Source organism: Micromonospora sp. NPDC051141, assembly GCF_044455765.1.
Lineage (GTDB): Bacteria > Actinomycetota > Actinomycetes > Mycobacteriales > Micromonosporaceae > Micromonospora.
In genome coordinates this window covers 1-13,219 of sequence record NZ_JBITFD010000006.1, presented here as the reverse complement: position 1 = coordinate 13,219, position 13,219 = coordinate 1, and the positions used below count along the sequence as shown (strand labels likewise).

The window sequence follows — 13,219 nt, the reverse complement described above, 5'->3', positions numbered from 1 at the left end:
CCGATGACCGCCCGCAGCCTACCGCCCGTCCCGGGCCCGCCCGGCGTGCGGCGTCCCGTCCACGGCGACCGGGTCCGCCGGTGGGACCGGCCGCCGCCCGGTGGGACCGGCCGCCGCCCGGTGGGACCGGGCGGCGGCCGGATCGGCTCAGCGGTAGCCGGCGGCCACGACGTTGGCCTGGACCGCGTTCTCCGTCGCGTCCGAGGGGTAGCCGGCGACCATGGCCCCCTCGTAGAACGTGCCGACGCTCTGGTTCCTGTTGTCGATGCAGCAGTCGCCGCCGCTGCCCAGGATGATCGCGCCCTGCTTCTTCATCGGGCTGTAGCCGGGGGGAAGCGACCCGTCGTAGAGCGTGTAGAGGTTGCCGGACTGGGCGTTGCTGCCCTTGATGGCGAACCGTGAGGTGCCGTTGTTCTTCAGCGTGGCGGTGACGAACTTGCTGGTGAAGGCGCGCTGGTTGGGGTTCCAGCTCTGGCTGCCGCCGGGGTAGAGCCCCCACTCCAGGTCGGCCTGGACCCAGGGGCCGCTGCCGGAGCAGCCGCCGAACCAGCAACTGGTGCCGAAGTAGATCGCGTCCATCGCGCCGGCGCCGTCGGCCCGGCGGGTGGTCTCGCTGTTGCCGTAGTCGAAGCAGCAGCCGCTGTTGACGTGCGTGCCGCTGGTGACCATGTACATGCCCTCCGGCGCGCTGCCGGTCGGGACGCCGGTCAGGTGACCGTCGCGCCAGTAGCTGCTGTTGCCGGGGATGAACAGCGAGTACGCCTTCGCGCCGCCGACCGTGATCGCCTCGCGGTTCGCCACGGCCGGTTGCACCGCGCCGCCGATGCCGCCGGCGCCCTGGTAGCCGAGGTTGTTGCCCCGCGTCGTCTGGTCGTAGATCCAGGTGATGACGCAGGTGGTGTTGGCGCAGAACGAGTCCTGCGCGGCGGCGTTGGCGGAGCCGCCCGCGGTGAGCGTGGTGATGTCGCGGGTGGTGTTGTCGGAGGCGCGGCGCACCTGGTAGAGCCGCCCGCTGTAGGTGCGGAACAGCGCCCGCGTGGTGCTGTGCGCGGCGACGCAGGGCGTGCCGCCGGCCGCGTAGATGTCACACGGCCCGTCGCCGCCCGGTGGCGGGGTGCTCGGTGGCGGCGTGGTGGGTGGGGTGCTCGTCGGCGGCGTGGTGGTGGGCGGCGTGCTGACACCGCCGGTGCAGGTGGTGCCGTTGAGCGCGAAGCTGGTGGGCGCCGGGTTGCTGCCGGTCCACGATCCGTTGAAGCCGAAACTGGTGCTGCCGCCGGTGGGGATGCTGCCGTTGTAGGAGACGTTGGCGGCGGTGACGGCGGCGCCGGTCTGGGTGAGTGCGGTGTTCCAGTACTGGGTGACGGCCTGGCCGGCGGCGAACGTCCAGGTCAGTCGCCAGTTGCTGATCGGGTCGCCGAGGTTGGTGACGGAGACGTTCGCGCCGAAGCCACCGGACCAGGACGAGGAGACGGTGTAGCTGACCGCGCAGCCGGTGGCGGCTGCGGCGGGCAGTTGGGTGGCGGTGAGGCCGGCGGTGGTGAGCGTGAGTGTGGTGGCGGCGGCGATCAACGCCGCCCGGTGGCGGGGGTGGTGCGTGAGTCGCACGGGGACCTCCCGGTCCGTGAGTGGGGTGGTGACGACCGACCGAGGCGAAGTGAGCGCTCACATGTGCCGCATGGTGTGTGCCCGCGCGGGGAGCGGCCGGTTGTCGACACCTACCGCCCCTCGGTCAACCGTCCCGAGCAGCGCCGGTCTGCCCTGGACCGGCGGCGGTGCGAAGTGCTGAGCTCCCGGTGCGCTCGCGAAGAGGCACCCGTCAATGTTTTCGTTAACATCGGAGCTGTGTCAATGGGCGGCGCCGTTTCGACCGGTCGTCAGCGCGGCGTCGGGGCCGGCGACGGCCAGCCGGCCGGGATCCGCTCCAGCACCCCACCGGCGAACACCTCCCGCAGGCCGAGCGGCTTGAGGTGGACGTACCCGATGTGGCAGTCACAGACCGCGGTGTCGCACCCGCGGGGCTTCAGCGCGGCCCGCCACGAGCCGTCGTAGAGGTTGCCGATCGGGGTGGGGATGAAGTGGCAGCGGCGGACCGTGCCGTCGCCCAGCACCGAGACGGCGGTCTCACCGGCGTGGCACGGCCGGCCGAGCGACAGGTGCGGCCGGACGCTGAAGCCGAAGTGCGGGTCCAGCGCGGTCCAGGCCGCCTCCTCCTCGGCGTCGTACCGGCGACCCTCGGCCGCGTTGACCCACAGGTAGATGGCGGGCGGCAACGCGGCCCGCAGCGCCCGCGCCTCGTCGAGGTGTTCGGGCAGGCCGACCACCCCCACCGAGTAGCGGATGCCCAGCTCGGTCAGGCGGGCGCAGCGGGCCAGGAACCGCGCCCGCTCGACCTGCCCCGGGTGGTAGGTCGTCCAGAGCGCGGCCGAGCCGGGGTCGGCGTCGGCCAGCCAGTCGACGCGGGCGGCGAGATTGGTCTGCACCACCACGCGGTCCACGTGCGGCAGGTGCGACAGCGACACCATCGCGTCCCGGTACCAGCGCCGGGTCAGCGCCTCGCCCCACGGCGTGAACAGCACCGACAGCCGCACGTCGGTGGTCGCCGCGACCCAGCCGGTGAACCGGGCCAGCGCCGCCCGGTCGGCGCGTAGCAGCTCCGGCGGGTCCTGCCGCTTGGCGAACGGACAGTAGGGACAGTCGTAGTTGCAGCTCGCCAGCGGGCCGCGGTAGAGGATCGACAGCGTCATCGCAACGCGTACCCGGTCATCGCGTGTCGGACCTCGGCTGAGGTCAACCACGGGCCGACGGCGTCGGAGCGGGCCAGCCCGGCCGCGGTGAGCCGCAGCCCGCCGTCGGTGGCCCAGCCCCGCTCGACGAGCCGGCCGAGCTGCGGGAAGTCGTCGGCCGGCTGCCGCCCGAAGCGGGCCCGGTAGGCGTCCGCGTCCACCCCGTCGGCGCGCAGCAGCGACGTGAGCAGCCAGCGGCGACGCTGCTCCGCGTCGTCCAGCCGGAAACCGAACTCGGCGTACCCGAAGTCGTCGGCGGGACGGCCGAGGTAGTCGTCGAGCACCGCGCGCACCTGCGTGACGCTCACCGCGTAGTCGAAGGAGTAGTGCAACGCGGTGGTGTAGGAGCGGGCGCCGCAGCCCAGCCCGACCATGCCGTCGTCCTGGCAGCAGTAGCCCGGACCGTCGGCCGCCGGCGCGTCGGCCCGGCGGAACTGGCGCATCGACTCCTGCCGGTAGCCGGCCGCGCCGAGCGTCTCCACCGCCTGCCGGTAGAGCGCGAGGCGCTGGGCGTCCCAGTCGGCGCGGGCGTGTGCCCGCCGCCCGAGCCCGGTCAGCGGCCGGACGTAGAGCGGATAGAGGAACAACTCCTCCGGCCGCCAGGCCAGCGCCGCGTCCAGGCTCTGCCGCCAGGTGTCGGCGGTCTGCCCGTCGATGCCGTAGATCAGGTCGATGTTCAGCGACGGGATCCGCGCGTCCCGGATCGCGGCCAGCGCGGCCTCCACCTCGGCGCGGCGTTGCGGCCGGCCGGCGGCGCGGGCCTCGACGTCGAGGAAGCTCTGCACGCCGATGCTCACCCGGGTGGTGCCGTGCGCGGCGAGCACCGCGAGCCGGTCCGGCGTCGCGGTGGCCGGCGAGGTCTCCACCGACAGCGGTACGCCCGGCAGGCGCGCGCCGAGCGTCTCGGTGGCGACGGCGAACAACGCGGTCAGCTCGTCGGCGGTGAGGTAGGTCGGGGTGCCGCCGCCGAACGCGGCGCGGGCGAACCCGGTGTCCGCGCCGAGCGCCTCGGCGATCCGCCCGGCCTGCCGGCGCACCTGCCGGAGGTACGCGGTGACCTGCTCGGCCGGCGCGTTGGCACGGGTGAACAGGTTGCAGAACCCGCACCGCATCTCGCAGAACGGCACGTGCAGGTAGAGGAAGAGCGCGTCGCGCCCCTCGGTGCGCCACACGTCGGCCAGCCGGGGCCGGGGCCGCAGCGCCCGGTAGGAGGTCTTGTGCGGGTACGCGTACAGATACTGCTGGTAGGCGGAGCCGTCGAGGCTCGGTTCGGTGCTGGTCACCATTCTCCCGGGTGCAGGGTGAAGTCGGCATAGGGGACGGTCCACACCACGTCGTGGCCGATCCGGTGGCCGGTGTGGCCGTCCTCCCCGTAGGCGGTGCCGTGATCGGCGCAGATGATCGTGAACACCGGCCGGCCGCGGCCGGTGACCAGCCGGAACAGCCGGTCGATCCGGCCGTCGACGTACTCCAGGGCGGCGGCGTGGCTGGCCCGGCTGTCGGTCTCGGCGCCGGGCAGGTGGTGCCGGTTCGGCTGGTGCAGCGCGGCGACGTTGAGGAAGGTGAACAACGGCCGGGCCGCCGGCACCCGGGCCAGCACCTCGGCCAGCCGGTCGAGCTGGGCGTCCAGGCAGGTGGGGGACGTGACGCCGAACTCCGGCTCCCAGTGCGCCTCGGCGAACAGGCCGGGCAGCACCGCGCCGAGCGGGGTACGCCGGTTGAAGAAACCGACCCCGCCCAGGCAGAGCGTGTGGTAGCCGACCGCGGCGAGCGCGGTCGGCAGGTCCGGGGCGTCGAACACCCAGGTGTCCGCGCCGGCCGTCTCGCTGCCCGGGAACGCCGCCGCGAACCGCCGTTCGTGCGGCCCCGGCGTGGTCGGCGTGGGCAGGAAGCCGGCGAAGAACGCGTGGTGGGCGGCGTAGGTGAAGCTGGCGGGGGAGTGCCGGCGCTCCCACCGGCCGCCGGGCAGCGCCCGGGCCAGCCGCGGCGTCCGCCCCGTCGCGGCCAGCTCGGCGGCCACGTCGTGGCGCAGCGTGTCCAGCGTGACCAGGAGCAGGTCGTGGCTGCCGATCAGGCCGCGCATGCGGCCACCTCCGCCCGCCACCGCCGCCACCGGCCGGTGGTCAGCGCGTGCACCTGTTCGGCGTAGCTGTCCCGGCCGTCGGCCAGCACGCCGGGCAGCAGGTCGCCGAACGCGTTCACCTCGGCGACCGCGTGCCGGCGCCACCCGGTCAGGAACATCAGGTCGACGCCGACGTGCAACGAGCCGGCGAAGCGGGCGGCGACGCGCTCGCAGGTCTCCATCGCCGCGGACCAGCCCGCCGGGCCGGCCGCGGCGCGCAGCTCGGCCAGGTCGCCCCGGGCGTTGCCGAGGTGCAGGTTGGTCAGCGGGCCCCGGGCGGCGCGCACCACCGCGTGCGTCGGCCGGCCGGCGACCACCAGCACCCGTACGTCGACCACCCGGTCCCGCAGGCCGGCCTTGGGCAGCCACCGTTCGACGTGCAGGCCGTCCGGGGCCAGCCGGTCGACGATCGCGGCGATCGTCGCCTCGTCGGTGTGCCGGCGCACCCGCAGCGAGTTGAACAACCCGTCCGGGGTCGGCTCGACGGTGGTGTCGGCCCGCACGCCGCGTGGACCGACGGCGAGCGCGAGCACCCCGGCGGCGGAGGACCCGTGCGCCGGCTTGACGAACACCCGGCGCCACCCGGCCGCCGCCATCGCCTCGCGCAACGCGGCATAACCGCCGACCGGCGGCGGACCGGCGGAACCGCCGACCGGCGGCAGCGCGGCCGGCACCGGCACGCCGGCCGCCGACAGCACCGCGTGGCAGCGCCGCTTGTCGCAGAGCACCGCGACGTCCGCCGACGGGTTCAGCAGCTCCGCGCCGCCGGCGGCGACCCGGTCGAGCCCGGCCAGCAGACCGGCGTACGCGTCGGCGAGGCCGATCAGCTCGCCGTGCCGGGCGGCGGTGGCCGACCCTCGCAGCAGCCGGTCGACGTGCGGATCCTCGCCCGGGGAGTCGACCCGCACCAGCGCGCCGGCCGGCGGCGGGACGGCCCCGGTCAGCACGTCCGCCCAGGGCAGGACGGTGGGGGCGGGCAGCCCCGCGGCGCGCACCGCGCGGGTGAACAGCGCCACCCGGCGGTTCGCGGGATTGCCCACCACGGTCAGTCGCATGTCAGCACGCCACCGCCGCCGGTCACTCCCCGACCGCGGTGTAGTAGTAGTGCCGGCCGTCGTACGTGTCGGCGGTCTGCGGCTCGGAGACGTCGACCTCGACGCCGGGCAGCGCGGCGACCACCGACGCGGCCACCTCCTCGGACAGGTAGTGGTGGTGCAGGTCGAGCCGGCGCAGGTGGGTCAGCGGCTGCCCGGCCAGCAGCGCCGTCGCGCCGGCGTCGCCGAGCACGCCCATGGACAGGTCGAGGACCTCCAGCCGGCCGACGACCGGCGCGTCGGCGACCGCCGCGGCGATCGCGTCGGCGTGCTCCGCGTTGCAGAGCCCGAGGTGCCGCACCGCCGGCAGCCGGTCGCCGGCCAGCACCGCGGCCAGGTCGTCCACGGTGGCGTCGCCGCCGTAGTCGGCGACGCCGAGCCACAGGTCGAGCCGGTGCAGCGCCGGCAGGTCGCACGCCGCGACCGCGCGCACCACCTCGGCCGGCAGGCCGCCGGACTCGATCCGCAGCTCGCGCAGCGCGGTGTGCCGGACCGGCTCCAGCCGCAGCCCCTGCGCGCCGCGGATCCACAGCACCTCCAGCGCCGGACACGCGGCCAGCAGCGGCGTGACGTCGCCGTGGGTCAGCCAGGAGATCTCGCACTGCTCGGCGACCAGGTCGGCCAGGAACACCGCCCGCAGCCCGGTCCACTTCGACGCGGCGTCGACGAGCAGATCCACCGGCAGCGGGCGCTCGTACGCCTCGCCCCACTCGCCCACCACCACGGCGCGTACCGCCTCGGCCGGCACCTCGTCGAGCAGGGCGCGGACCAGACCGGCGAACTCGGTCGGGTCGGCGTCGAACTCCTCGACCTCCAACCGCCAGGCCACGGCGGACGGATCCGCCGGCAGCGCCATGCCCGGTGTGAACGGCAGGACCGGCAACCCGGCGAACGACGAGACGTGCGAATTGATCACACCAACCTCCGGTGCGGCAGCGGCAAGGGCGGCGGAACCGTAACAGGCGGCCCCGACACGACCAGGGGCGGCGGACTCCTGCCGTGCGCAATGCCGGCCGGTTGTGCGGTGTGTCATCGGAGTATGGCGCTCCGTCATGGACAGTCATGTGCCGGTCGCCTAGCCTCTCGGTGGGGGGAGGCGCACATGGCCGCTGCCGTGGACCCGGTCCGCATCAGGGTGCTGGGCCCGGTCACCGCGCTCCGCGGCCCGGTGGAGATCCCGTTGGGGCCCGCCCGCCAACGTGCGGTCCTGGGCTATCTCGCCCTGCACCCCCGGCAGCCGGTGCGGCTGGGCGCGCTCACCGAGGCGCTCTGGGGCGCCGACGCGCCGGACAGCGGCGCACATCTCATCCGGACGTACGTCGCCCGGCTGCGCCAGGTGCTGGAGCCCGACGCCGCGCCCCGGGCCCGCACCAACGTCATCGCGTCGGTGCCCGGCGGCTACCGGCTCGACGTCCCCCCGGAGGACGTCGACGCGTGCCTGTTCCGGACGCTGCTCGGCCGGGCCCGCAGCCGGCGGGCGGCCGGCGCGCTCGACGACGCGTTCGAACTGCTCGCCACCGCGCTGGACCTGTGGCGGGACCCGACGCTCACCCACCTCACCGGCCTGCTGGCCGGTCCGCGGCACGTCACCGCGCTGCGCGCCGCCTGGGTCGAGGCCGGCCTGCTGTACGCCTCGGTGGCGGTCGCCCTGGGCCAGACCTCGCAGGTGGTGCCGGTGGTCGAACGGCTCGCCGCCGCCGAGCCGTTGCAGGAGGCGGTGCAGGCCCGCTACCTGGAGGTGCTCGCGCGCAGCGGCCAGCGCGCCGCCGCCGTGCACCACTACCTCGACGTCCGGGCCCGGCTCCGCGCCGAGCTGGGCGTGGAGCCCGGGCCGGAACTGCGCCGCATCCACGCCGCGTTGCTGCGCACCGGGGACGCGCCGGCCCTGGCGGCGTCGGACGCCCCGGCCCGGCCGCCGACCGTCCGGCCGCCCGGCTGGCGCGGGCCGGGCCCGGCCGTCGGAACGCTGATCGGCCGGGACGCGGAGGTCGCGCACTGCGCCACGCTGCTGGTGGCGCACCGGCACGTGACCATCGTCGGCCCGGCCGGCTGCGGCAAGTCCGCCACCGGCCTGGCGGTCGCCGAACGGGTCGCCGCCGTGTTCCCGGACGGCGTCGCCGCGGTGGACGCGGCCGACGCCCCGGACTGCGGCGCGGTGCTGCGCCTGCTCGCCGAGGCGCTGGGGCTGGCGGCCACCGCCGATCCGCTGCGCGTCGTGGGGGAGCGTCGGATGCTGCTGGTGCTCAACGACGTCGAGCACCTGGCCGGACGCGCCGCGGAGATGATCGAGGACGTGCGGCACCGCTGCCCCCGTACGGCCGTGCTGGCCACCTCCCGCCGCCGGCCCGGGCCGGCCCGCGAGGCGGTGTTCCGGCTCGGCCCGCTACCGGTGCCCGGGCCGGCGGACGTGGACGCGCTGGCCGCGAATCCGGCGGTGCGCCTCTTCGTCGACCGGGCCCGGCTGGTACGCCCCGGTTTCCGGCTGTCGCCGGCCGACGCCGCGACGGTGGCCCGGATCTGCCGCGAGCTGGACGGGCTGCCGCTGGCCCTGGAACTCGCCGCCGCCTGCCTCTACACCGACAGTCTCGACGGCGTGCTCCGGCGGGCCGCCGACCCGCTCCACCTGCTGCGACCGCGGCGGCGGGGACACCCGCGGCACCACCGGTCGCTCACCTCGGCGCTGCGGCGCAGCCTGGCCCCGCTGCGCCCGGCCGACCGGGCGTGCCTGGCCCGGTTGGCCCGGGGGGAGCTGCGCTTCTCCCCGGACGACGCGGTCGCGCGCTGCGCCGGCATCGTCCCGGACGGCGAGGTGCGCGACGTGCTCGCCCGGTTGGCCGACGAGTGCCTGCTGGAGCCGGACGCCGGCCCGGACGGCGCCCGCTACCGGCTGCTGCGCACCGTGGCGGTGGCCGCAGCCGGCGGGCGCGAGGGGGACGACGGTCAGGCGTTCCACGGCATGGTCGGGAACCAGCCGTAGCCGAACATGGCCGGCAGCCGCACGTCCCAGTAGAAGACCAGGAACGCGCCGAGCCCCAGCAGCGCGACGCCGACCAGCAGGCCGGCCCGGCCGGGCCGGGACAACCACCGCTGTACGGCGCCGCGCGTGCCCAGCACCAGCAGCAGCGCCAGCACGACCATCACCAGGATGTTGCCCAGCGACTGGAGGACGAGCGCCAGCGCGCCGTAGAACGGGTTGTGACTGTCCACCGCCTGCTCCAGCAGCTTGTGGAACAGCGGGTACGGCCGCCCGACCAGGAAGCCGCCGACCAGGGCGCCGAGCGTCACCAGGCGGGCCGTGGGCCGGTTGGCGAACGGGTCCGGGAGCAGCCCCAGCGCCGCCAGGCCGAGCGCGGCGAACGCCAGCCCGATCAGCCCGAACACCACGGACGCCTGCACCAGCCGGACCGGGAGGCCGGAGCCGACGGTGGCGGCGGAGAGCTGGGGGAGCCGGGATCCGATCAGCACGGCCACGAAGCCGTACACCGCGGCCACCGACACCAGCCCGAGCGCCAGCCAGCCCAGCGGCGCCAGCACGGCGGCGACGCGCCCCCGACGCGGCCCGTCGGCCCGGCCGGCGACGTCCGGCAGCGCGCCGAACACGGCGATGTTGCAGGCGGTGAACGTGCCGGCGAAGCCGGAGACGAAGGCGAACAGGGCGCCGGCCGCGGACCCGCCGATCACGGTCTGCTTGGCGTCGGTGCCGAGCACGGAGTTGGCGACGGAGTCCCCGATCACGTGGTCGACCAGCTCGAACGACCAGAGCATGGCGAGCAGCAGGCCCCCGGCCACGGCCACCACCGCGGCGATCGGGCGGCGGTCCCGGGTGAGCGGGCGGTTGGCGGTGGGTCTGGTGACAGTGGTCATTGACGATCCTCCCCTGGTCCGCGTCCGGGCGAGCGGTCCGCGCCGGGCCGGCAAACACGAAGAAGCGTGGCACGGGCGGTATGCAGCATTCTTGACGCGCAGACAGGGAGCGCCCGGGGGAGGGGATCACCGGTCCGTGGGACGTCACTTCTCCGTCACCGTGCTCGGCGCGGTCCGGGTCCACGACGGCGGCACGCCGGTGGCGCTCGGTCCGTCGAAGCAGCGCGCGTTGCTGGCGCTGCTGGCCCTGCACGTCGGGGAGAACCTCCCGATCGAGACGCTCGCCCGGTCGTTGTGGGGCGACCGCCCGCCGCCCAGCGGGAGCCGTCTCCTGCACACCTACGTGGCGCGGTTGCGGCGCGTGCTGGAGCCGGCGTCGCCCCGGCACGCCCGTACCAACGTGATCGTCTCCTCGCCCCGGGCGTACCGCCTCCAGCTCCACCCGGACCAGGTCGACCTGCCCCGGTTCCGGCGGCTGGCCGAGGCGGCTCGCGTGCTGGCGCGCCGAGCCCACCGGACGACCGCGTTCGCGCTGCTGACCGCCGCGGTCGCCGGCTGGTCCGATCCCGAGCTGACCGACCTGCGCGCGCTGCTGCCGGGGTCGGAGACGGTCGCCGCGCTCCGCCGGGAGTGGGTCAACGCCGGCCTCGACCTGGTCCGTCTCGGTCTGGACCTCGACCGGCCGGGCGAGGTGCTGGCCGTCGCGGCCCGGCTCGCCGCCGCCGAGCCGCTGCACGAGGCCGTGCAGGCCGGGCACGTCAGCGTGCTGGCGCGGACCGGCCGGCGGGCGACCGCCCGGGACCGGCTCGCCGAGATCACCGCCCGGCTCACCGCCGAACTGGGCATCGAACCCGGCCCGGAACTGGCCGCCGCCGGCCGTGAGCTGCGACGTGGTCCCGCGCCGCGTCGACCCGGGACGCCTCCGCCGGCCCGCGACGCGGCCGGCGGGAGACCGTCCGGACCGGACCCGGCCCGGGACGACGCGGACCTGATCGGCCGGGCGGCCGACCTCGCCGCGTTGTCCGACCTGCTCGCCGAGCAGCGGGTGGTCACCGTGGCCGGGCCGGCGGGCGGGGGCAAGTCGGCGCTCGCCGCCGCCGTCGCACGGCGGGCCGGCGAGGGGTACGCCGACGGCGTCGTCACCGTCGACCTCGCCGCCGCCCGCACCCCGGCCGACGCGCTGCGGGCGATCCGTCGCCGCGTCCGCCGGGCCGGCGCGGACCCGGCACCCGTGGCCCGGCTGCTGGCCGACCGGCACCTGCTGCTGGTGCTGGACAACGTCGACCGTCTCACCGACACCTGTGCCGGCCTGGTGCACGACGTGGTGCGGGCCGGGCGTCGGGTCGGCGTGCTGGTCACCTCGCGCGAGCCGCTCGGCCTGCCCTACGAGTCGGTGTGGCGCCTGCCGCCGTTGCCGGCGCTGACCACCGGTCCGGACGGGGTACGCGGCATGCCCGCCGTGCAGTTGTTCGCCCGCCGGGCCGCCCGGGCCCGACCCGGCTTCGAGCTGGGCATCGAGGAGGTCGGCACGGTGGCCGCCATCTGCGGCCTGGTCGACCGGCTGCCGCTCGCCGTCGAGCTGGCCGCCGAACGGATGGCCGACCGGACCCTGGACGAGCTGCTGCGCCACCTGGACAAGCCGCTCGCCACCCTGGAGCCGCCCCGACGGCCCGGGCGGCCGGCGTCCGGGCGGTCGCTGTCCGCCGCGCTGCACCGCAGCCTCGACTGCCTGACACCGGCCGAGCGCTGGTGCTTCGTCCGCCTCGGTGGGCTGCCCCGGATCTTCGGCCTGGACGAGGTGGACCGGGTCTGCGGCGTCGCGCCCGGGTGGCGGCCGGGCACCCGGGTGGTGCTCGACGGGCTGGTGGCGAAGTCGTTGTTGACGGCCCGGCACCACGCGGCGCGTCCCCGGTACGCGATGCTGCGCACCGTGCACCGGTTCGCCGCCCGGCTGCTCGCCGCCGAGCCGGGCCGGTCCGGCGTCGTGCCGGTGCCCTCGGGCGGGGCGGGCTAGCCGGCGCCGGCCGCAGCCGGCTGCGGTCCGCGTCTTGACGTGCCGCATGTTATCGCTCACAGTCGATGGCAGGGCACAGGCACCGCAAGGCTCACCGGGCGAGCCGCGCTGGCCGGACCCTCGGCACCGCCGTCGCGGCGGGACGAGGTCTCGCACCACCACCGCTGCAACCCGGAAGAGGAACCCGCATGAGACCCATGAGAGCCCTGCTGTCCACCAGCCTGCTGGCCGGTGCGCTGGCCGCCGGCATGGCGGTGGCGCTGGCGCCACACGCCAGCGCCGGCACGACCCTGGGCGCGTCGGCGGCCGAGAAGGGCCGCTACTTCGGCGCCGCGGTCGCCACCGGCAAACTGTCCGACAACACGTACGTGACGGTGCTGAACCGCGAGTTCAACTCCGTGGTGGCCGAGAATGAGATGAAGTGGGACGCCACCGAGCCCCAGCAGGGGCGGTTCACCTACACCGGTGGTGACCGGCTGGTCAGCCACGCCCGAGCCAACGGGATGAGCGTGCGTGGCCACGCCCTGCTCTGGCACCAGCAGCAGCCGAGCTGGGCGCAGGGCCTGTCCGGCACCGCGCTGCGCAACGCCGCGATCAACCACGTCACCCAGGTCGCCACGCACTTCCGTGGCCAGATCTACGCCTGGGACGTGGTGAACGAGGCGTTCGCCGACGGTGGCAGCGGTGGGCGCCGCGACTCCAACCTCCAGCGCACCGGCAACGACTGGATCGAGGCGGCCTTCCGGGCCGCGCGGGCCGCCGACCCGGGCGCGAAGCTCTGTTACAACGACTACAACACCGACGGGGTCAACGCGAAGTCGACGGGCGTCTACAACATGGTGCGGGACTTCAAGTCCCGGGGCGTGCCGATCGACTGCGTCGGCTTCCAGTCGCACCTGGGCACCACGATCCCGGGCGACTACCAGGCCAACCTCCAGCGCTTCGCCGACCTCGGCGTGGACGTGCAGATCACCGAGCTGGACGTGATGACCGGCGGCAACCAGGCGAACATCTTCGGCACTGTCACCCGGTCCTGCATGGCGGTGTCGCGCTGCACCGGCATCACGGTGTGGGGCGTGCGGGACTGCGACTCGTGGCGCGGCTCGGACAACGCGCTGCTCTTCGACTGCGCCGGCAACAAGAAGGCCGCGTACACCTCGGTGCTGAACGCGCTCAACGCCGGTGGGTCCAACACCCCGCCGCCGACGACGCCGGGCAACCCGACCACGCCGCCGCCGAGTCCGACGACGCCGGCGCCGCCGGTGCCGGGTGCGTGTTCGGCGTCGGTGTCGCTGAACTCGTGGACCGGTGGGTTCGTGGCGACGGTGAAGGTGACGGCGGG

General features: G+C 75.4%; 10 protein-coding genes. 3 read left to right on the top strand and 7 right to left on the bottom strand.

Annotated features, from left to right (window positions below; genetic code table 11):
- Positions 1-147: 147 nt before the first annotated feature.
- The 6 genes from ACIA6B_RS13565 to ACIA6B_RS13540 all read right to left on the bottom strand — a co-directional run bounded on the left by ACIA6B_RS13565 (position 148) and on the right by ACIA6B_RS13540 (position 6,915).
- Positions 148-1,605 (bottom strand): arabinofuranosidase catalytic domain-containing protein, encoded by a 1,458-nt coding sequence (locus ACIA6B_RS13565; RefSeq protein WP_396773193.1) that lies wholly within the window; start codon positions 1,603-1,605, stop codon positions 148-150.
- A 269-nt stretch (positions 1,606-1,874) separates the two neighbouring features.
- Positions 1,875-2,744, bottom strand: a complete 870-nt coding sequence (locus tag ACIA6B_RS13560; protein ID WP_396773191.1) for an STM4011 family radical SAM protein — start codon at positions 2,742-2,744, stop codon at positions 1,875-1,877.
- The gene (locus ACIA6B_RS13555; RefSeq protein ID WP_396773189.1) at positions 2,741-4,066 is read right to left on the bottom strand and encodes an STM4012 family radical SAM protein; all 1,326 of its coding nucleotides are present in this window, start codon (positions 4,064-4,066) and stop codon (positions 2,741-2,743) included. Before ACIA6B_RS13555 ends, ACIA6B_RS13560 begins: the two co-directional genes overlap by 4 nt.
- Positions 4,063-4,866, bottom strand: a complete 804-nt coding sequence (locus tag ACIA6B_RS13550) for an STM4013/SEN3800 family hydrolase (RefSeq protein ID WP_396773187.1) — start codon at positions 4,864-4,866, stop codon at positions 4,063-4,065. Before ACIA6B_RS13550 ends, ACIA6B_RS13555 begins: the two co-directional genes overlap by 4 nt.
- On the bottom strand, positions 4,854-5,960 hold the full coding sequence (locus ACIA6B_RS13545) for an STM4014 family protein (protein ID WP_396773185.1): 1,107 nt from the start codon (positions 5,958-5,960) through the stop codon (positions 4,854-4,856). The genes ACIA6B_RS13550 and ACIA6B_RS13545 overlap by 13 nt, the downstream gene beginning before the upstream one ends.
- A gap of 22 nt (positions 5,961-5,982) precedes the next feature.
- Positions 5,983-6,915, bottom strand: a complete 933-nt coding sequence (locus ACIA6B_RS13540) for an STM4015 family protein (protein WP_281942167.1) — start codon at positions 6,913-6,915, stop codon at positions 5,983-5,985.
- A gap of 186 nt (positions 6,916-7,101) precedes the next feature.
- Here ACIA6B_RS13540 and ACIA6B_RS13535 point away from each other — a divergent pair, with 186 nt between their 5' ends.
- Positions 7,102-8,976 carry an AfsR/SARP family transcriptional regulator gene (locus ACIA6B_RS13535; RefSeq protein WP_396773183.1) on the top strand — a complete coding sequence of 625 codons (1,875 nt, stop codon included), beginning with the start codon at positions 7,102-7,104 and terminating at the stop codon, positions 8,974-8,976.
- Here ACIA6B_RS13535 and ACIA6B_RS13530 read toward each other — a convergent pair.
- A complete protein-coding gene (locus ACIA6B_RS13530) occupies positions 8,940-9,863 on the bottom strand; it encodes a hypothetical protein (RefSeq protein ID WP_396773181.1) in 924 nt (307 codons plus the stop codon). The two genes, ACIA6B_RS13535 and ACIA6B_RS13530, sit on opposite strands and share 37 nt — an antisense overlap.
- Before the next feature lie 136 nt (positions 9,864-9,999).
- Here ACIA6B_RS13530 and ACIA6B_RS13525 point away from each other — a divergent pair, with 136 nt between their 5' ends.
- Both ACIA6B_RS13525 and ACIA6B_RS13520 read left to right on the top strand, forming a co-directional pair.
- Positions 10,000-11,877: a BTAD domain-containing putative transcriptional regulator gene (locus ACIA6B_RS13525; protein WP_396773179.1), complete on the top strand. Its 1,878-nt coding sequence runs from the start codon at positions 10,000-10,002 to the stop codon at positions 11,875-11,877.
- 188 nt (positions 11,878-12,065) lie between these two features.
- A partial coding sequence (locus ACIA6B_RS13520) for an endo-1,4-beta-xylanase (RefSeq protein ID WP_396773177.1) occupies positions 12,066-13,219 on the top strand: 1,154 nt, incomplete at its 3' end.

What these genes read in the sequence shown, in the direction of transcription:
- ACIA6B_RS13560 (WP_396773191.1), bottom strand. Translation starts at nt 2,744, where the DNA reads ATGACGCTGTCGATCCTCTACCGCGGCCCGCTGGCGAGCTGCAACTAC.
- ACIA6B_RS13545 (WP_396773185.1), bottom strand. Translation starts at nt 5,960, where the DNA reads ATGCGACTGACCGTGGTGGGCAATCCCGCGAACCGCCGGGTGGCGCTG.
- ACIA6B_RS13550 (WP_396773187.1), bottom strand. Translation starts at nt 4,866, where the DNA reads ATGCGCGGCCTGATCGGCAGCCACGACCTGCTCCTGGTCACGCTGGAC.
- ACIA6B_RS13535 (WP_396773183.1), top strand. Translation starts at nt 7,102, where the DNA reads ATGGCCGCTGCCGTGGACCCGGTCCGCATCAGGGTGCTGGGCCCGGTC.
- ACIA6B_RS13530 (WP_396773181.1), bottom strand. Translation starts at nt 9,863, where the DNA reads ATGACCACTGTCACCAGACCCACCGCCAACCGCCCGCTCACCCGGGAC.